14 protein-coding genes and 1 tRNA gene are annotated in these 19747 nt (G+C 69.8%); 6 read left to right on the plus strand and 9 right to left on the minus strand.

Going from position 1 to position 19747, the window contains the following annotated elements:
- Nucleotides 1-160 precede the first annotated feature (160 nt).
- A complete protein-coding gene (locus tag AC2W7K_RS13285; RefSeq protein WP_486006277.1) occupies nt 161-1207 on the plus strand; it encodes a lytic transglycosylase in 1047 nt (348 codons plus the stop codon).
- Nucleotides 1204-3423: a protein kinase domain-containing protein gene (locus AC2W7K_RS13290; RefSeq protein ID WP_198499015.1), complete on the plus strand. Its 2220-nt coding sequence runs from the start codon at nt 1204-1206 to the stop codon at nt 3421-3423. The genes AC2W7K_RS13285 and AC2W7K_RS13290 overlap by 4 nt, the downstream gene beginning before the upstream one ends.
- A 153-nt stretch (nt 3424-3576) precedes the next feature.
- Here the strand turns inward: AC2W7K_RS13290 and AC2W7K_RS13295 are convergent, their stop codons facing one another.
- From AC2W7K_RS13295 to gcvH, 4 genes are read right to left on the minus strand one after another with little or no spacing between them, the layout of a single operon-like run.
- Nucleotides 3577-4971 (minus strand): class II 3-deoxy-7-phosphoheptulonate synthase, encoded by a 1395-nt coding sequence (locus AC2W7K_RS13295; protein ID WP_198499016.1) that lies wholly within the window; start codon nt 4969-4971, stop codon nt 3577-3579.
- Between the two features lie 13 nt (nt 4972-4984).
- Nucleotides 4985-5437 (minus strand): bifunctional nuclease family protein, encoded by a 453-nt coding sequence (locus AC2W7K_RS13300; protein ID WP_232623623.1) that lies wholly within the window; start codon nt 5435-5437, stop codon nt 4985-4987.
- A gap of 40 nt (nt 5438-5477) precedes the next feature.
- The gene (locus AC2W7K_RS13305; protein ID WP_332839526.1) at nt 5478-6320 is read right to left on the minus strand and encodes an FHA domain-containing protein; all 843 of its coding nucleotides are present in this window, start codon (nt 6318-6320) and stop codon (nt 5478-5480) included.
- Nucleotides 6320-6724 carry a glycine cleavage system protein GcvH gene (gene gcvH / locus AC2W7K_RS13310; protein WP_198499018.1) on the minus strand — a complete coding sequence of 135 codons (405 nt, stop codon included), beginning with the start codon at nt 6722-6724 and terminating at the stop codon, nt 6320-6322. The genes AC2W7K_RS13305 and gcvH overlap by 1 nt, the downstream gene beginning before the upstream one ends.
- A 232-nt stretch (nt 6725-6956) precedes the next feature.
- Here gcvH and AC2W7K_RS13315 point away from each other — a divergent pair.
- Nucleotides 6957-7030: transfer RNA gene (locus tag AC2W7K_RS13315), tRNA-Pro, on the plus strand.
- Nucleotides 7031-7212: 182 nt separating this feature from the next.
- Here the strand turns inward: AC2W7K_RS13315 and AC2W7K_RS13320 are convergent.
- Nucleotides 7213-8415, minus strand: coding sequence for an MFS transporter (locus AC2W7K_RS13320; RefSeq protein ID WP_198499019.1), 1203 nt, complete (start codon nt 8413-8415; stop codon nt 7213-7215).
- 337 nt (nt 8416-8752) lie between these two features.
- Between AC2W7K_RS13320 and AC2W7K_RS13325 the strand changes: the two genes are divergently transcribed.
- Nucleotides 8753-10174 (plus strand): sugar porter family MFS transporter, encoded by a 1422-nt coding sequence (locus AC2W7K_RS13325; RefSeq protein ID WP_198500992.1) that lies wholly within the window; start codon nt 8753-8755, stop codon nt 10172-10174.
- Nucleotides 10175-10256: 82 nt separating this feature from the next.
- On the opposite strand, the gene AC2W7K_RS13330 is transcribed toward AC2W7K_RS13325, so the two are convergent.
- Nucleotides 10257-10940, minus strand: coding sequence for a DedA family protein (locus AC2W7K_RS13330; RefSeq protein WP_198499020.1), 684 nt, complete (start codon nt 10938-10940; stop codon nt 10257-10259).
- A 119-nt stretch (nt 10941-11059) separates the two neighbouring features.
- Complete coding sequence (locus tag AC2W7K_RS13335) at nt 11060-12274, minus strand: metal-dependent hydrolase family protein (protein WP_198499021.1); 1215 nt, start codon at nt 12272-12274, stop codon at nt 11060-11062.
- A 199-nt stretch (nt 12275-12473) separates the two neighbouring features.
- Here AC2W7K_RS13335 and AC2W7K_RS13340 point away from each other — a divergent pair, with 199 nt between their 5' ends.
- Both AC2W7K_RS13340 and AC2W7K_RS13345 read left to right on the plus strand, forming a co-directional pair.
- Nucleotides 12474-16409, plus strand: a complete 3936-nt coding sequence (locus AC2W7K_RS13340; protein WP_198499022.1) for a Pls/PosA family non-ribosomal peptide synthetase — start codon at nt 12474-12476, stop codon at nt 16407-16409.
- Nucleotides 16357-17727: a M1 family metallopeptidase gene (locus AC2W7K_RS13345; protein WP_232623624.1), complete on the plus strand. Its 1371-nt coding sequence runs from the start codon at nt 16357-16359 to the stop codon at nt 17725-17727. The genes AC2W7K_RS13340 and AC2W7K_RS13345 overlap by 53 nt, the downstream gene beginning before the upstream one ends.
- Here the strand turns inward: AC2W7K_RS13345 and AC2W7K_RS13350 are convergent.
- Nucleotides 17698-18402, minus strand: a complete 705-nt coding sequence (locus tag AC2W7K_RS13350; protein ID WP_198499023.1) for a GNAT family N-acetyltransferase — start codon at nt 18400-18402, stop codon at nt 17698-17700. The genes AC2W7K_RS13345 and AC2W7K_RS13350 overlap by 30 nt on opposite strands.
- Nucleotides 18399-19715: an MATE family efflux transporter gene (locus AC2W7K_RS13355; RefSeq protein WP_198499024.1), complete on the minus strand. Its 1317-nt coding sequence runs from the start codon at nt 19713-19715 to the stop codon at nt 18399-18401. The genes AC2W7K_RS13350 and AC2W7K_RS13355 overlap by 4 nt, the downstream gene beginning before the upstream one ends.
- Nucleotides 19716-19747 lie beyond the last annotated feature (32 nt).

Below are 19747 nucleotides of genomic sequence, written 5' to 3' on the forward strand. Positions count from 1 at the left end.
CATGCGGGCGGCAATCCCGGGTCCGGAGCGGGGTACTCGATACGCTGGTGGTTGAAACTTCCCCAGAGAAATGAAGCCGAACAGGTGACAGATGACTAGCACGCGACGGAAATCGCAGATTCCCATCACCGCCGCCCCTGACATCCGTGCTGCCTCACGCGTGAGTTCGACCGGCCCGATCCCCCGCCCTGCGGGAGCGGATGCCGACACCGCCGAGGCGGCCCCGACGCCTGCCCCGGAAGCGCCGTCCCAGCGGGGTGCGTCCCAGACGGGCACCGCAGCACAGGCTTCGACAGCGCCGACTTCGGGACCGCAGTGGACCGCGGGCACGCAGAGCGAGACCGTGCCCGTCACCCACGGCGGTCGCACCTACAAGGTCAAGCAGGGCGACACGCTCTACGCGGTCGCGAGCCGTCACGGCGTCTCCGTGCCCGCCCTGGCCGACCTCAACCGGATCTCGCCGCGGCAGAATCTCAGCCAAGGGCAGGTCCTCTCCCTGCCGGAGAAGAACGAACTGCCCGACACCGACCCGTCCCACGTCGTCACCCCGGGCGAGACGCTTGCCGGGATCGCCGCGACCCACGGGATCTCCCCGGGCACGCTGCGCCGCGCGAACGCGATGAGCGATGACTCGCTCATCCGCGTCGGCGAACTGCTCCTCCTGCGCGACGGCGCAGCGCGTCCGCGCCGCCACGCACCGGACGTCCCCAAGGCGCTGCCGCAGGTCGCCGGTGCCGAGGGCATCCGCCCGAGCGTCGTCCATGCCGCCCGCCTCAACAAGGCCACTCTGCTCGCCCGCACCCATCCGACCCCGGAGCAGGCGCGGTTCCTCGTCGCGCAGATCGCCGAGGAGCTCGGCGCCGACCCGGCCCTCATGCAGTCCGTCGCCGCCCAGGAGTCCGGTTTCCAGCACGCCACGGTCTCGGCCGGGAACGCGATCGGGATCATGCAGGTCACGCCCCGCTCCGGCCGGTGGGCCAGCGACATCGTCGGACGCAGCCTCGACCTGCTCGACATCGCCGACAACATCGTCGCGGGAACCGTCATCCTCGGCTGGCTCGTCGAGACCGCCGAATCCGAGACCGAAGCACTCGCCGGCTACTACCAGGACCTGCGGACGGTGCGCGAGGACGGACTGCTGCCGGAGACGAAGGCCTTCGTCCGCGCCGTGCAGATGCAGCGGGGCCGCTGGGAGGAGGCACGATGAACGCGCTGCCCGATCCGCTCATCGGCGTGGTCCTCAACGACCGCTACCGGATCGACGCGAAGATCGCCCGCGGCGGCATGGCGATGGTCTACCGCGGAACCGACCTGCGCCTCGACCGCGAGATCGCGATCAAGGTCATGCACGAGCACCTCATCTCCGATGAGACGTTCGTCGAGCGGTTCCGCCGGGAGGCGATCAACGCCGGTCGCCTCACCCACCCCAACCTCGTGGCCATCCACGATCAGTCACGCGACGGCGACATCGTCTACCTCGTCATGGAGCACCTGCCCTCGGTGACGCTGCGCCGGGAGCTCAAGCACCGCGGATCGTTCACCCCGCGGCAGGCGATCGTCGTCCTCGACGCGATCCTCGCCGCCCTCGAGGCGGTCCACTCCACGGGCATCATCCACCGCGACCTCAAACCCGACAACGTCCTGCTCGGCACCGACGGCCAGGTCAAGCTCGCCGATTTCGGGCTCGCCCGCGCCGTCACCTCGGCGACGACGACGAAGACCCTCATCGGCACCGTCGGCTACGTCGCCCCCGAGCTCGTCACCCGCGCCGGTGCCGACGCCCGCACCGACCTCTACACCGTCGGCATCATGTTCTACGAGATGCTCACCGGGACGCAGCCCTACACCGACGACGTGCCCATCCAGGTCGCCTACCGGCACGTCCACGACACGGTGCCGCCGCCGTCGGAACGGGTGCCGGGGCTGAGCCCCCGCCTCGACGCCCTCGTCCTCTGGGCGACGTCGAAGGACCCCGACGACCGGCCCGCGGATGCCGCTGAGTTCCGCAGCGCCCTCGCCGAGGCACGAGCCCACATGAGCGATGCCGAGCTCGATTTCGGTGACCCCGAGGCGGTCGCCGGGGAGCACTCCCCCGCCCTGACCGCGAGCATCGACCTCGGCTCGGATGTGCCGAAGGAGAAGAAGTCCCGCACCGACGAGATCCCCTACCTCGAAGACGACGAAGCCGACGAGGCCGCCGAAGAGGAGACACCCGACGAGGCGAGGGCCGGATTCGACGAGACCGCGAACCGACGCACTGCCGTCGGTGCCGGAGTCGCAGCCGGTGCCGTCGCCGCATCCGGCAGCGCAGGATCGGCCGGTGCCGGCGGTACCGCCACCGCACTGCGCGATGAATCGCCGACCGGTGGCGACGAGGCCTCCGGGGAGTCGTCCGCTGGGGACTCCTCCGATACGCCCGACCACGAGACTTCCGACGCCGACACCCCTGACCGCGACGCTGAGTCGACGGCGGCTCCTGTCCGCACGTCGAAGACGAAGAAGTCGAAGACCGGCGCGAGAACTGCGGTCGCCGCTGTGGCCGGATCCGGGTCCGGCACCGGCACCGCGTCTGCGCAGGCCGATCCGTCCGGGGGCGACGCGGACGAGGCGGGTGCCCCCGTCACGGCGGCGGCCGCCTCGACGGATCCGAAGCGCCGCAGGCGCCGTCGCCTGGCCACGACCCTCGTCGCCGTCGCAGCGGTCATCGTCCTCGTGGCCTGGCTCGTCATCGCCAACCTGCCGACCCCGACGTCGATCGTTCCCGGTCAGCTAGCCGGCAAACCCGTCGCCGAGGCGACCGCAGCCGTCGAGGACAGCGGGCTGACGACGGAGCGGCAGGAGGTCTTCGACGACCAGGTCCCGGCCGGCACCGTCGTCGGGTCCGAACCGGTCGGAGGCACGGAGCTCTCCCCCGAATCGACGGTGACGCTCGTCGTCTCGAAAGGCGTGGAGATGTTCGCGGTCCCCGAACTCGTCGGCCAGACCGGCGATGAGGCGAAGTCGGCGCTCGAGGACACCGGCCTCGCCGTCGGCGACGTCAGCGAGGAGTACAGCGACTCGGTCGACAAGGGGCGCGTCATCAGCGCCTCGGAGGACCAGGGCAAGGAGCTCACGCACGACACGGCCGTCGACCTCGTCGTCTCGAAGGGCCCCGAACCGATCGCCGTGCCCAACGTCGAGGGCCTGTCTTACGATGCGGCCTTCGCCACGCTGACGAAGCGCGGATTCCGCGTCGGCAAGGAAGAGGTCTTCTCCGACACCGTCCCCAAGGGCGACGTCGTCTTCCAGTGGCCCAAGAGCACCGAGGCGAAACCGTACAACTCCCTCGTCATCGTCCGCGTCTCGAAGGGCAAGGAGGAGAAGCCCGCCGACGAGAACAAGGACGAGAAGCCGCAGGACGAAGCCGACAAGGACGGCAAGTGACCGAAGCCCTGGCACAGCTCACGGGCTGATCCGGCGGCGACACAACAAGGGCGCCCTCGCAGATGGTGATTGCGAGGGGCGCCCTTGTGTCCCGCAACCTGAGGTTGGGACGGGCCCGCGTCGGCTGGGCCCCGCGGTCGAGACCGCGCGGACTCAGCCCCGGCGCGTGAGGTACTCCGCGACCTGGAACGCCATCTCGAGCGACTGGTCGTGGTTGAGGCGCGGGTCGACGAGCGTCTCGTAGCGGCGGCGCAGGCCTTCGTCGTCGATCTCCGTCGCCCCGCCCATGATCTCGGTGACGTCGTCACCGGTGAGTTCGATGTGGAGACCGCCGGGGACCGTGCCGGCTTCCTGGTGAGCGGCGAAGAAGCCCTCGACCTCGGCCATGACGTCTTCGAAGCGCCGGGTCTTGTATCCCGTGCTCGAGGTGATCGTGTTCCCGTGCATCGGGTCGCTGACCCAGGTGACGTGCGGCAGCTGGTCGCCGATGCCGGCGAGGAGCTCGGGGAGGACGTCGTTGATCTTGCCGGCGCCCATGCGGGTGACGAAGGTGAGGCGTCCGGGCTCTGCGTCGGGGTCGAGCTTCTCGGCCAGCGCCATGGCGTCGGCGGCGGTCGCCGTCGGGCCGAGCTTGACGCCGATCGGGTTCTGCACCTTCGAGAGGAAGTCGACGTGGGCGCCGTCGATCTCCCGGGTCCGCTCCCCGATCCACAGGAAGTGGCCGGAGACGTCGTAGGGCAGTCCGGTGCGCGAGTCGATGCGGGTCAGTGCCCGTTCGTACTCGAGCAGGAGCGCCTCGTGGGCGGAGTAGAACTCCGTGGTGCGCAGCGCATCGAAGTCGGCGCCGCAGGCGTCCATGAACCGGATCGCCCGATCGATCTCCCGCGCGGTCTGCTCGTAGCGCTGGTAGCCGGGGTTCGACGTGAGGAAGCCGCGATTCCATTCGTGGACGAGCCGCAGATCGGCGAAGCCGCCCTGCGTGAAGGCGCGGATGAGATTGAGCGTCGAGGAGGAGACGTGGTAGCCCTGGAGCAGGCGGTTCGGGTCGTGCCGGCGCGACTCCTCGGTGAACTCGTAGCCGTTGACGATGTCGCCGCGGAACGACGGCAGCGTGACGCCGTCGCGGGTCTCCATGTCCGCGGACCGCGGCTTGGCGAACTGTCCGGCCATGCGGCCGATCTTGACGACTGGCATCGAGCCGCCGTACGTGAGCACGGCCGCCATCTGAAGCACGGTCTGGACGCGGGCACGGATCTTGTCGGCCTGGGCACCGGCGAAGGATTCGGCGCAGTCGCCGCCGGCGAGGACGAACGCCTCACCACGGGAGGCCGCGGCGATCCGCTGCTTGAGCACGTCGGCTTCTCCGGCGAAGATGAGCGGCGGGTAGCTGCGCAGCTTCTCAAGGGAGTCTTCGAGCGCTTCGGCATCGAGATACGTCGGCTGCTGCTTCGCATCCATCGTCCGCCAGTCGTCGAGACCGCTGAGGTCGTCGGTGCCGGCTGCGGCGATGTCGGTGTGGGCGAAGACCGGATCGATATGAAGGCTCACTGCAGTTCTTTCGTTACGTTTCTTCACCGGTCTCGAAGTCCTCCGCGGAGACGTTGTCGAGGAAGTCGCGGAACTGGGCGACTTCCTCTTCGTCTGCTTCGGGAGCTTCGATGCCGGCGTCTTTGAGGAGATCGGAGTCGACGTAGACCGGGCACTCTGCCGTCAGGGCCAGGGTCACGGCGTCCGAGGGGCGCGCGGAGATCGTCTTGCCGTCCTCGGTGTGGAGTTCGGCGAGGAAGATCTGTCCGTCGCGACCGGTGATGGTCACATCGGCGAGTTCGTCGTCATGGGCGGCGAGCACGTCGAGGAGCAGAGCATGGGCCATCGGCCGCGGCGGGGTCAGGCCCCGCTGCGCGATCGAGAGCGCATTCGCTTCGATCGCACCCACCCAGATCGGCAGGTAGTAGGCGGGCTCATTGGCCTTGAGCAAAAGGATCGGTTGGTTGGCGGGCATTTCGATGCGCACACCGACAACCTCAACTTCGACGTTTGACATTATCCCCCGGTCAGGAGCGCGGGCGCTGCTGGAAGATCATTCTGAACTTCCCGATCTGCACGTCCGCGCCGTTCTGCAGTTCGATGGAGTCGATGAGCTGACGACCGACATAAGTGCCGTTGAGCGACCCGGTGTCGCGCAGGGTGAATCCGCTCGGGGTGCGAATGAACTCAGCGTGCTTGCGCGACACGGTGACGTCGTCGAGGAAGATGTCGGCGTTCGGGCTGCGGCCCACCGTGACGACATCCGTGTCGAGGAGGATCTGCGAACCGGAGTCCGGTCCCGACACAACGACGAGGAGGGCGTCGGTGTCCTGGAGTCCGTCGAGGTCCGGCACGGGGTGGATCTCACCGGTGTGCGGGTCGAGGATTCCCTGGAACGGCTGCTGACCCGAGTCGCCGGCATTCTGCGCGCCCGGATACTGCTGGCCGCCCTGGTACTGCTGACCACCCTGGTTCTGCTGGTCATAGCCCTGCTGGTCGTAACCCTGCTGAGCGTACTGACCCTGCTGGTCATAGCCCTGCGGCTGATACTGACCCTGCTGGGTGTAGTCGTCCTGCTGGCCGTATCGGCCGGGAGGCTGCTCACCTGTGGGGTGATCGGCGTGCCGGCCGTGTCCGCCGTCGCCCTGGTTCTGCTGCGGCTGGTTCTGTCCGAAGTTCGGCGCGGCAGGCGCATCCTCAACCGGCGGCTGCCCGTAGGCAGGCGTGTTGCCACGACCGTCACGGCCCTGATCCTGGTCGGCGCCATCGTTTCCGGTGCCGAAGGGGAACTTCTTCGACTGCGGAACTTCTCCGTTGTCGTACCACGGCTGCGAGGGATTCCGGCGCCCTTGGTCATTGTTCTGCGACATTATGCCTCCTCGCTCTGCACGAGCTTATGGTACTGCTCCTCGTCCAACAGGCCCATCACCTGTTCGGGATCGCTCGCCTCGACGAGGTACATCCAGCCGTCCTCATAGGGAGAGGAGTTGACGGTCTCAGGTTTGTCGGAGAGCGCCTCGTTGATCTCGGTGACGGTGCCGGACAGAGGCGCGATGAGATCGGAGACGCTCTTCGTGCTCTCCACCTCTCCGCAGGAGTCGCCCTGGGTGATCGAATCTCCGACTGCGGGCAGGTCGACATAGACGACGTCGCCCAGCTGGGACTGGGCGAAATCGGTGATACCCACACGGTAGACGACGTTGTTCTCCGTGGTGTGGACCCACTCGTGGTCCCGTGAGTATAGGTAAGAGACTGGAAAATCCAGTTCCGCCATGTCGACTCCTCCAGCTTGTCGGTGTTCCAAGCATAGCCGCCTGGAGTGCTTACATAACAATCACGAAACAGAAATGTTACTGACCCTCTGACGACAAGTCAGCAGACCCCTGTCTCTCAGGTGACTACCTGGGATGATACTAGTTTGTCGAAGGTCACGAACCGCAATTTTGGAAGTTCGGGAGCGATCGTTATAGGCTTGACCACGTTGCCCCGGCACGGGTGCTGAGCAACGGGCTATGGCGCAGCTTGGTAGCGCGCTTCACTGGGGGTGAAGAGGTCGTGGGTTCAAATCCCGCTAGCCCGACCGATCGAATGTGTCGCGACTGATGTCGCGGCACATTTTTCATTTCCTTTCGATTCCCGCAGCACCCTCGCCGCCTGGTGCGCCCTCGGTGCGCCGCCCGGTGCCCCCTCGGCGCCGTGTGCGCAGCGATGCCGGGTCCGTTCTCGGCGTCGCCGGAACCGCGAACGAGCTCTCCTGCGCGGTCAGTCCTCCCGCTGCCGCTCACCGTCGAAGCGGCCGGCGAAGACGACGGTCGCCGCCCCGATGACCACGAGCAGCCCGAGGCCCCAGCGCAGGTTGGTCGCGGTGGCGATGACCCCGACGAGCGGACTCGTCGCCATGAACCCGATGCGCATGATCCAGTTGACGAGCGTCACTCCGGCCGCCCGCCCGGCACCGGGAAGGCGCGAGGCGGCACTGAGCGCCCCGGGCACGAGCGTCGCCGAGCCGTATCCGAGCGCGGCGAGCGAGACCAGCAGCTGCACCGGCTCGACCGCGGTCGCCGCCCCGAGACCTCCGAGAGCGATGAGGACGCCGCCGAGGCGGGCGATCCGTCCCGCCCCGAACCGGCCGACGAGGACATCGCCGGTGAAGCGGCCGACGCACTGGCTGCCGATGACGATGCTGAATCCGATCCCGGCCATCGTCACCGGCAGACCCGCGATGTCGACGGCGGCGAGCGCCGCCCAGTTGTTCGCGATGTCCTCGACCGCGGTCCCGCAGACCGCGACGATCGCCAGCGGCAGCGCGGCGATGAGGATCCGGCGCTTGCGCCCGGGTCCCGGGGCCGGTGCACGGGCCGCCTCGGCGTCGTCGATGATGTGCCTGCCCCACTGCCGGCCCTCTCCCCCGATGAGCCACCGCCCGACGATGACGAGGACGAGGCAGCCGACCGCGACGAGGAGGAGATGCAGCCGGATGTCCATGCCCGCCGCCGCGGCCGCTGTGGCCAGGGCACCGCTGAGCAGACCGCCGAGGCTCCACAGCGCATGCATCGAGGAGAGGATGATCCGCGACCGGTTCTCCTGGACGCCGATACCGACGACGTTCTGTGCGACATCGACGATGGCGTCGCAGACTCCGACGAGGAAGAGGCAGCCGGCCATCATCCAGCCGCTCGTCGACCATCCGGTGAGCGCGACGAACGCGACGAGGAGGACGGTGCCGCCGACGACGACCGCGTTCGCGCCGAAGCGGCCGATGAGCCGGGCCGGCAGGATGGAGGAGGCGATGGCCCCGACGGCGAAGGAGGCGACGACGAGCCCGAACTCCCACGCGCTCAGACCCAGCCGGGTGATGAGGAGCGGGTACCACGGCAGGAGGGCGGCGAACGCGGCGCCGTTGGACGAGAAGTAGATTCCCGCTCCCGCAACGCCCGCGAATCCCGGCGTGCTCCGCTGTCCCATCGTCTCTCCCTCCCGTGCTCTCCGGACTGCTGCGCCTCGGCCTGCTGTGCCTCGGCACGCTGTCCTCCGGGACCTCGGCGGTGCCGGGCGAGTCGCTGCGGTCCGTCACCGGCCGGCACAATGGTCCCCACCCTATCGATCCTGTCCGCCCGCGATCGCGAGCCACGCGTGCGGCCAGGTCGCGGACACGGCAGCGCGGCAGTCGCCCGTGCCCGCCGACCTGGCGTACCCTGGGTGACGCACAGCACCCGGGATGATCGGTTCCGGGCGACCGAATCACCCAAGGAGACCTCCCGTGTCCACGTCTCAGAACCCAGCCGACAACCGGCTGCACGGAATGGAGCGGGTGTCCTCCCGCATCATCGGCATCTCGATCGCCGCCGCCCTCGGCGGGTTCCTCTTCGGTTTCGACACGGCGGTCATCAACGGCGCCGTCGACGCCCTGGCCACCGACTTCGGTCTCGACGCGTTCCTCAAGGGCTTCGCCGTCTCCTCGGCGCTCATCGCCTGCGCCGTCGGTGCATGGTTTGCGGGATCGCTCGCCAACCGCTTCGGTCGCCTTCCCGTCATGGTCGTCGCCGCGATCCTCTTCTTCATCTCCGCGATCGGCTCGGGACTCGCCTTCGGCGTCACCGACCTCATCATCTGGCGCATGGTCGGCGGCCTCGGCGTCGGCGCGGCCTCCGTCATCGCTCCCGCCTACATCGCCGAGGTCTCCCCCGCCCGTGTGCGCGGACGCCTCGGATCCCTCCAGCAGCTCGCGATCGTCTCCGGCATCTTCGCCGCACTGCTGTCCAATGCGCTGCTCGCCACGGTCTCCGGTGGCGCCTCGGCCCCGTTCTGGTTCGGCATCGACACGTGGCGGTGGATGTTCATGGTCGAGGCGATCCCGGCCCTCATCTACGGTCTCTCCGCCCTCGGACTGCCGGAGTCCCCGCGCTTCCTCGTCGCCCGTGGCCGCGAGGAGGAGGCGGCGAAGGTGCTCCGCGACTTCACCGGCGTCGTCGACACCGACGCCCTCATCGACCGCATCCGCCAATCGCTCAAGCGCGAGGAGCGCGAGTCGTTCCGCGACCTCATCGGCAAGCGGTTCGGCCTCAAGCCGATCGTGTGGATCGGCATCCTGCTGTCGGTCTTCCAGCAGTTCGTCGGCATCAACGTCATCTTCTACTACTCGACGACCCTGTGGAGGTCCGTCGGCTTCGACGAGTCGAGCGCCCTGCTCACCTCCGTCATCACCTCGGTGACGAACATCGTCGTGACGATCGTCGCGATCCTCCTCGTCGACAGGGTCGGGCGCCGCAAGATGCTCCTCGCCGGCTCCCTGCTCATGGGCGTCTCACTGGCGATGATGGCGATCGCGTTCTCCTTCGCCGAACTCGTCACCGCCGCCGACGGCACGACGAGCGCCGAGCTCGGTGCCCCCTGGTCGGTCATCGCCCTCATCTCCGCGAACGTCTTCGTCGTCGGCTTCGGTGCGACGTGGGGTCCGCTGACCTGGGTCCTCCTCGGCGAGATGTTCCCCAACCGGATCCGCGCCGCCGCCCTCGCCGTCGCCGCGGCAGCGCAGTGGGTCGCGAACTTCGCGATCTCGACGACGTTCCCGATCTTCGCCGACATCAGCCTCACCTTCGCGTACGGCTTCTACGCGTTCTTCGCCGTCCTCTCCTTCTTCTTCGTGTGGTGGAAGGTTCCGGAGACGAAGGGCATCGAACTCGAGGACATGAGCGAGGACGTCTCCCCCACCCACAAGCCCTGACCCGACCGCTCTCACCTCTCGCCGTAGGCGGTCGGTGGTCACCCGCGCCGAGGCGGTCGGAGCGTCACCTGCACCGAGGCGGTCAGGCGTTGTCGTCGGAGGCGCGGGACGACCGTGCCTGCCCGGCGCGCGCCTCACCGGAGCTGCCGGAGTCACTGAAGTCGCCGACGTCACCGGCGCCGGCGGCACCGGCATCAGCATCGCCGACGTCACCAGTGTCGGCGTCGGCACCGTCGGCGTCCGCGGCATCACCGGAGTCGGCCGCGTCAGGGTCGCTGGCATAGTCCATCTGAGCAGGGTCGTCCTTGCGCTTGAGGCCGATGATGAGACCGGCGACCGCGAGCGCGAAGCACGCGACGAGTCCGACCGTCAGGCCGGGGGCGAGCGCGTAGGCCTTCGCCAGCGCCTGGAAGCCGAGGAAGCCGACGGTCGAGTAGACGAGCGCCCACGCCGAGCCGCCGATGATGAGCGCCGGAATGTATCGGCGCGCGCTCATCCCCGAGGTGCCCGCAGCGAGGTTGAGGACCGTCTGGAGCCCGACCGTGAGGAAGCTCAGCGCGATGACGGGAGAGCCGTAGCGGTTGATCATCGCCTCCGCCTTGCGGTACTTGCGTCCCGACATGAGCCGGTCGACGCGGTCAATGCGGCGGATGCCGTTGCGGGCGAGACGCCCGAGCAGGTAGGTGCCCCCGGCGCGCGCGAGGATGATGCCGAAGAGGATGAGCCACGTGACGGCGACGGGGAACGACCAGTCGAGGGGGTTCATCGGCGCTGCGCCTCACCGTTCCGGGTGCTCTTCGTGCTCACCCTTCGAGTCTACGGCATCCCAGGTTAGTCCGCCCTAACCTGGGATGCGGCGAGACGAGGAATCTCAGCCGCACCCGCTCACACGCGCACGCCGCCGAGCCACACCTGGCTGACCCGGTCCTCGATGCCGCGGACGTCGTCGGTGCTGAGGTCCCCGTCGATGAGGACGAGGTCGGCGAGGAGGTCGGGAGCGATGCGCCCGCGGTCCTCGTGGCCGAGGAGGTCGGCGGCCACCGAGGTGCCGGCGGCGAGCGCCTCGGCCCCGGAGAGCCCGGCCCCGGCGAGCAGGCTGATCTCCTCGAGGTTCTCCCCGTGCGGGCCGACTCCGGCGTCGGTGCCCATCGCGATCCGCACCCCCGCCTCGTGGGCGCGCACGATCGAATCGTGGTGGGCGTCGATGACGGTCTTCGCCTTGTCGATGACCGACTGCGGCATGTTCGCCCCCGCCTCGGCGGCCTTGATGACGGCCCGCGGCGCCTGCAGGGTGGGGACGAGGAACGTGCCGTGCTCGAGCATGAGGTCGATCGCCTCGTCGTCGAGGTAGATGCCGTGCTCGATCGAGCGGACACCGGCGCGCACCGCGGCCTTGATGCCCGGTGCGCCCTGCGCATGGGACATGACGTGCGCTCCCTGGGCGGCCGCCTCGGCGACGATCATCGCGATCTCAGCGTCGGAGAACTGGGAGTGGCGCGGATCGTCCCGCGGGGAGAGGACCCCGCCGGTCGAGCAGATCTTGATGTGGTCGGCCCCGGCCCGGAGCAGCTCACGAGCCTTCCTCTGCACCCCCTCGACACCGTCGGCGACGCCCGAGGGGCGACCGGGGTGGGCGGCGAGGAACGGGGACTCGGCGCCGGAGACGAGGTGGTTGTCCCCGTGCCCGCCGGTCTGGGACATGATGTTGACCGCGATCGTCAGCCGCGGCCCGGGCACGACCCCGGTCTCGACGGCCGTCTTCGTCCCGAGGTCGGTGCCCCCGGCGTCGCGGACCGTCGTCACCCCGCCGGCGAGCGTGTCGGCCATGTGCCGCACGGAGTTGTAGAACTGGAGGGAGAACGGGTCGTGGAATGCCGAGACATTCGCCGCGCCCGCGCTCATGAGATGGACGTGGCAGTCGATGATGCCGGGCACGAGCGTGCGGTCGGTGGCGTCGACGAACTCGTCGCCGGCGTTGTGGGACCCCTGCCCCTCCTCGGTGATCGCGGTGATCCGATCGCCGTCGACGACGACATCGCGCCGTCCGGGGACGAACCGGGTGCCGTCGAAGACCTTCGCGTTCGTGAAAACCGTGACCATGGGCGCTCTCCTCAGCATCGTGGATGGGTGTCGCAGCGGGACCGGCCGACCGATCCCCGTGATCCTTCACATCTATCACGTCACCGTGTGCCACGTCATACCGGCGTTCACGTGCCCGACACCTTCTCCGGCTAAGATCATCAGCGAATACTCAGTCGGCGCTCACGGCGTCGACCTGGCAGCTCGATCCGGAAGTACTGTGACAGAACACGCCGCGCAATTCCCTGCCCAGCCCCGCCCCCGCGAGGATCGCACCCTCATCGATGTGCTCCTGGAGACCGCGGGCGCCCACGGCGACCAGCCCGCGATCGACGACGGCAGGACCGTGCTCAGCTACTCCGAGCTCATCACCGACATTCGCGACCTCGCCCTCAGCCTCGCCGAGGCGGGCATCGGTCCCGGTGACAAGGTCGGGGTGCGCGTGCCGTCGGGCTCCGTCGATCTCTACGTCGCGATCCTCGCGACGATGATGCTCGGTGCCGCCTACGTCCCCGTCGACGTCGACGATCCCGATGAGCGGGCCCGCACCGTGTTCGCCGAGGCGGCCGTGACCGGAGTGATCACCGAGGGCCGGGCGATCGAGGCCCGCACCGCGCGGGGGCCGCTCGAGCGCTCCGAGATGCGCGGGCCGACCCCCGACGACGACTGCTGGGTGATCTTCACCTCCGGGTCGACAGGCACCCCGAAGGGCGTGGCCGTCTCCCACCGCTCGGCTGCCGCGTTCGTCGACGCCGAGGCGGCCCTCTTCCTCACCGAGGAGCCGCTCGGTCCCGGCGACCGCGTGCTCGCCGGCCTCTCCGTCGCCTTCGATGCCAGCTGTGAGGAGATGTGGCTGGCGTGGCGGCACGGCGCCTGCCTCGTCCCCGCCCCGCGCGCGCTCGTCAAGTCCGGCATGGACCTCGGGCCGTGGCTGTCCTCGCGCGGCATCACCGTCGTCTCGACGGTGCCCACCTTGGCCGCCCTGTGGCCGGCCGAAAGCCTCGACGCCGTGCGCCTCCTCATCTTCGGCGGCGAGGCCTGTCCCCCCGAACTCGCCCGCCGCCTCAGCGACGAGGGCCGCGAGGTGTGGAACACGTACGGCCCCACCGAGGCGACCGTCGTCGCCTGCGCCGCCCTCCTCGACGGGACCGAGCCGATCCGCATCGGCCTGCCGCTCGACGGCTGGTCGCTCGCCGTCGTCGACGCCGCCGGCACCCCCGTGGCCGAGGGTGAGACCGGCGAGCTCATCATCGGCGGCGTCGGCCTGGCCCGCTACCTCGATCCGGCCAAGGACGCGGAGAAGTACGCGCCCATGCCGAGCCTCGGCTGGGAGCGGGCCTACCGGTCCGGCGACCTCGTCGTCAACGATCCCGCCGGCCTCATCTTCGTCGGCCGCGCCGACGAGCAGATCAAACTCGGCGGTCGCCGCATCGAACTCGGTGAGATCGACGCCGCCCTCCAGGCGCTGGCCGGCGTCGAGGGCGCGGCGGCCGCGGTGAAGACGACCCCGGCCGGCACGGACATCCTCGTCGGCTACCTCGCGAGCGCCGCCCCCGACGCGCAGGATCGGATCCCGGCATGGGAGGAGGCTCTGCGCGTCGAACTGCCGGCCGCTCTCGTCCCCCGCCTCGCCCTCATCGACGAGCTGCCGACGAAGACCTCGGGCAAGGTCGACCGCGCCGCCCTGCCGTGGCCGATGGGCGGGGAAGCGGAGACCGCGGACAGCACCGAGGTGTTCGACCCCGCCACCGAATGGATCGCCGACCAGTGGACGGCGGTCCTCGGGTCCCGCCCGGGTGCGGACACGGACTTCTTCACCGTCGGCGGCGGCAGCCTCGCCGCCGCCCAGCTCGTCTCCCGGCTGCGCGGCCAGCACCCGAGCGTCACCGTCGGCGACATCTACGCCCACCCGCGCTTCGGTGCGCTGGCCACCCTCTGCCTCGGCGATGACGGGGCCGCCGCCCCCGGACCGATCCGGGAGATCGGGCGGACGTCGAAGGGCATGCAGGCATTCCAGACGCTGCTCGCGATCCCCGTCCACATCCTCGGCGGGGTGCGGTGGGTCGTCATCGCCATGGTCCTCGCCAACCTCGCGAACCTCCTCGGGGCCGACGTGCCGCTGACGCCGTGGCCGGTCGTCATCACGCTCTTCCTCGTCTTCGTCACCGCGTGGGGGCGGATGCTCATCTCCGCCGGTGCCGCCAGGCTGCTCCTCGCCGGGCTGAAACCGGGCGTCTATCCGCGGTCGGGCTGGGTGCACAAGCGGCTGTGGCTCGCCGAGCACATCGCCGACCTCGCCGCGGCCGTCTCCGTCGCCAGCGCCCCCTGGGTGGGGTGGTATGCGAAGCTGCTCGGCAACCGCATCGGACCCGACGCCGACCTCCACTCCGCCCCGCCGGTCACCGGGTTCCTCACCCTCGAAGGGGGTGCGGCGATCGAACCCGAGGTCGACCTCAAGGGCTGGTGGGTCGACGGTGACCTCCTGCGCATCGGCACGATCGTCGTCGGGGAGAATGCAACTGTCGGTGCTCGGTCGACGCTCATGCCCGGCACGCAGATCGGCGCCGGGGCGCTCGTCGAGGCTGGGTCCGCGGTGACGGGCAAGGTGCGCCGCAACCAGATCTACTCGGGCTCCCCGGCCGTGCGCATCGGCAAGGCGAAGAAGACGTGGCCTGCCCCGCCGCAGCGCCGTCGCCTGCCGTTCCTCTTCTACGCCGCCGGCTCCCAGTTCAACGCCGCCCTGCCCTACCTCGCCGCGGTGCCCGGGCTCCTTCTCATGGTCGCCGTCTCCGGGATCGCCGTCGTCGAGAACCCGTGGCTCGTCCTCGCGTGGTCACCGCTGCTGGCGTGCGTGTGGTTCGTCTGCACCGCCCTGTTCATCCTCATCTCCGTGCGCGTGCTCGCCATCGGCATGGAGGAGGGCGAGTTCCCCGTCCGGTCGGCCCGCGGCTACCGGGTGTGGGCGACCGAGCGGCTCCTCGACCTCGCCCGCGATCTCCTCTTCCCCCTCTACGCCTCGATGCTCACCCCGTGGTGGCTGCGGGCGCTCGGGGCCAAGGTCGGTCCCGGCACGGAGATCTCCACCGTCGTCTTCGTTCCGAAGATGACGACGATCGCCGCCGGCGCGTTCCTCGCCGATGACACGATGGTCGCGAGCTACGAACTCGGCCACGGGTGGATGCGCGCGGGCCGGGCGAAGGTCGGCAAGCGGGCGTTCCTCGGCAACTCGGGCATCGCCTCACCGGGCAGGCGGGTGCCGAAGAATGCGCTCGTCGCCGTGCTCTCGGCGGCCCCGGCGAAGGCGAAGAAGGGCTCCTCGTGGCTCGGGTCTCCCCCGGTGCAGCTGCGCCGGGCCGCCGTCGACGCCGACGAGTCGCTCACCTACGCCCCGAAGCTCGGCGTGAAGATCGCCCGCGGCATCTTCGAGACGCTGCGGATCACCTCGGTGATGGTCGGCGGCGCGCTCGTCGCCGCGGTCATCCTCACGATCATCGCCCTCCTCGGCGTCCCCGGCGGACCGGCCTCCCCGGCCGGCGGCTTCCTCGCCTCCGTCGGGCTCGCCCTGCTCACGTCCGGGGTCGTCATGATGGTCGCCGGCGCCGTCGCCGCGGGCCTGGCGGTCATCGCGAAATGGGTCTTCGTCGGCCGCATCAGCCCCGGGGACCACCCGCTGTGGTCGTCGTTCATCTGGCGCGGAGAGGTCGCCGACTGCTTCGTCGAACTCGTCGCCGCCCCCTGGTTCACCCGCAACGCCGTGGGCACCCCGGCGATCGTGTGGTACCTGCGCGCGATGGGGGCGTGGATCGGGCACGGCGTGTGGTGCGAGTCCTACTGGCTGCCCGAGGCCGACCTCGTGCGCCTCGACGACAATTCGACGGTCAACCGCGGCTGCGTCGTCCAGACCCACCTCTTCCACGACCGGGTGATGAGCCTCGACGAGGTCACCCTCGAGGCCGGGGCGACGCTCGGACCCAACAGCGTCATCCTGCCCGCGGCGACCCTCGGGGAGAACGCGACGGTGGGGGCGACCTCGCTCGTCATGCGCGGCGAGTTCGTGCCGCCCCATGCGTACTTCAGCGGCAATCCTGTCATACCCTGGGTGGATGCACCTGAACTCCCTGAGCGCGCCCCGGTCGAGCACCCCGTCGATGCTTGATCCCTATACGCCGGGCGTCGGCAGTGCGGATCTGCTCATCGACCACTACGACATCGACCTCGACTACCGGATCGGGCCCAACCGGCTGGCCGGGAAGGCGCGGCTGACCGGCCGGGTGCTCACGGAGACGTCGACGATCGTCCTCGACCTCACGGGGATGCGTGTGACGAAGGCGAGCGTCAACGGCCGCAAGGTCCGCTACTCGCTGCGCGGGAAGAAGCTGCGGCTGAGCACCGAGGCGCTGGGGAAGAACCAGCCGGTGCGCATCGACATCGCCTACGAGGGCAACCCGCAGCCGGCGATCGGCACGTGGGGCGACATCGGCTGGGAGGAGCTCGAGGACGGCGTCCTCGTCGCCGGTCAGCCCGTCGGCGCCTCGACGTGGTTCCCCTGCAACGACCATCCCTCGAACAAGGCGAAGTTCCGGATCAGGGTGCTCACGGAGTCCGAGTACACCGTCGTGTCCAACGGCGACCTCGTCGAGAAGGTCCGCAAGGCCGGGCGCACGGCGTGGACGTTCCAGTCGACGACGCCGCTGGCGACCTACCTGGCGACCGTGCAGATCGGCCGGTACCGCAGCGCCGAGCTGCCCGCCCCGCCAGGGGTCGCCCCGAGTCCCGTTCCGCTGACGGTCTTCGCCGGTGAGGCCTGGCACACCGCCGTCGCGCGCCTGCCCGTCCAGCACGCGATGATGACCCTCTTCGTCGATCGCTTCGGGCCCTACCCGTTCGACCGCTACGACGTCGTCGTGACGAACGAGGAGCTCGAGATCCCGCTCGAGTCGCAGCCGCTGTCCGTGCTCGGGCCCAATCACCTCGGCCCCGAATGGGAGGCCGAACGGCTCGTCGCCCACGAGATGGCCCACCAGTGGTTCGGCAATTCGCTCACCCCCGGCAGCTGGTCCGACATCTGGCTCAACGAGGGCTTCGCGTGCTACGCCGAGTGGCTGTGGTCGGAGGAGACGGGGCTGATGAGCGCCGACGAGTGGGCCCGGACGTGGCATCGGGCGCTCAGCGCTTCCCCGCAGGACATCGTCCTCGCCGATCCCGGCGGCCCCGACATGTTCGACGATCGCGTCTACAAGCGCGGGGCGCTCACCCTCCACGCCCTGCGGCTGACCCTCGGCGACGACGTGTTCTTCGCGTGCGTGCGCGAATGGACGACGCGGCACCGGCACGGCAACGTCACGACGCGGGACTTCATCGACAGCGTCTCGCGCACCTCCGGTCGTGACATCGCCGAGGTGGTCCGTCCCTGGCTGACCGAGACCGCGCTGCCCCCGCTGCCGCTACCCCAGCTGCCGCACGAGCAGGTCTGAGTCGCCGCTGCGGCCGACGGGTTCGAATCCGCGGCCGCGGTAGAGGTGGGCGGCCCCGTTGCCGTCCTCGACGGCGAGGCTGACCGCGCGGACCCCGGAGAGCCGGGCGAGCGTGAGGAGGACGTCGAGGAGGGCCCCGCCGATCCCCTGCCCCTGGTAGGCGGGGAGCACGGCGATCGCGAGCTCCGGGATGTCGGCGGAGACCCACCCGTAGCCGGCGAAGGGGGCGGGCGCCTCGTCACCGGCCTCGGCGACGAAGTCAGCCTCCCCGGATTCGTCCTCGACCACCTCGGCGACGATCTCCCCGTCAGCGGACTCCTCGTCGACGACGGTCGAGGCGATGACGGTGGAGTGCGGTTCGAGCCCGGCGATGAACGTCGCGTCAGCGGGTTCCTCCTCGTCGCCGGTGATCGCGGCGGGGTCGGCATAGCGCAGCCACGCGAGGCCGACGATCTCCTCCCCGGCTTCGTCGTAGCAGGCCACGGCGAGGTCGCCTCGGCGCCCCCAGTCCGCGAAGTACGCCCGCGCATCGGGCCGGTCGACGAGGTCGGCGCGGGGAATCGTCGGCTTGTCCATCGACCAGTTGAAGGCGAGGTCGACGAAGGGGACGAACACCTCGTCGGGGGTGTCGGCCGGCAGGGGCCGGATGCGGGTGGCCAGATCGTGCTCGCTCATGTCAGTCCCTTCTCTACCGCGGTGCGGATCCAGGTGTGGTTGCGCACGCGCCAGCCCAGGGTGAGTGCGCGCAGGCCGATGAAGCCGAGGCAGAAGGTCGCCCACAGTCCCAGCGCACCGGGCCACAGCGCGGTGACGGGGATGAGGAGGAGGGCGTAGCCGATGACGGCGAGGAGCTGGGCCAGGGCGAGGTAGCGGGCGTCCTCGGCGCCCATGAGGACCCCGTCGAGGACGAAGACGTACCCGGCGATCGGCATGCCGAGGGCGAGGATCGGCAGGAGCCCGGTCAGCGTCGCGATGACGGCGGGGTCGGAGGAGAAGACGCGCGGGATGAGGCCGGAGCCGGCGAAGAGGACGAGCCCGACGATGATCCCGAAGACGATGCCCCAGAGGATGAGGCGGCGGTTGATCGCGGCGACGGCGTCGACGTTCCGCGCTCCGAGTTGGAGGCCGATGAGGGCCTGCCCGGCGATCGCGAGGGAGTCGAGGGCGAGCGCGAGGGCGAAGAAGAGGCTCTGGGCGACCTGGATCGCCGCGAGCTCCGTCGTACCGGCCGCGGTGGCGAGGACGACGAGGACGATGAGGGAGGCGCGCAGGCTCGCGTTGCGCACGAGCAGCCAGCCGGAGGTCTTCGCCGAGGAGAGGACGCCTGCCCAGTGGGGGCGGAAGCTCGCGTGGAAGCGGCGGGCCGCGCGCAGGCTGATGAGGAGGTAGACGGCGCACATGCCCGCCTGTGCGACGACGGTGCCGAGCGCAGAGCCGGCGACGCCGAGGCCGAGGCCGTAGATGAAGAGGGCGTTGAGGCCGATGTTCGCAATGCAGCCGACGGCGGCGACGACGAGTGGGGTGCGGGTGTCCTGGAGTCCGCGCAGCAGCCCGGTCGCGGCGATGACGACGAGCATGAACGGCAGCCCCCACCACGAGATCGCCAGATACGTCTGCGCTCCGGCCGCGACCGCGGCTCCCGGTCCGAACGCGGCGATCGCGGTCGACAGCAGCGGCAGTCCGGCGACGAGGAGGAGCACCGAGGTGACGAGGGCGAGCCAGATGCCGTCGAAGCCGGCGCCGACGGCACCGCGGGTGTCGCCGGCGCCCATCCGCTTGGCGACCCGCGGAGTCGTCGCATAGGCGAGGAAGATCATCAGTCCGAGCACGGTCTGGAGGATCGTCGAGGCGATCGCGAGCGACCCGAGGGCATCGGCGCCGAGGTGGCCGACCATGGCCGTGTCGGTGAGCAGGAAGATCGGTTCGGCGATGAGCGCGCCGAGAGCCGGCAGCGCCAGCCGAAGTATGTCCCTGTCGATCGCTGCCACGCCTGCGAGTCTATCCAATCGCAGGCGCGGCG

The sequence above is a fragment of the Brevibacterium sp. LAARM2_SD2 genome (assembly GCF_057364785.1).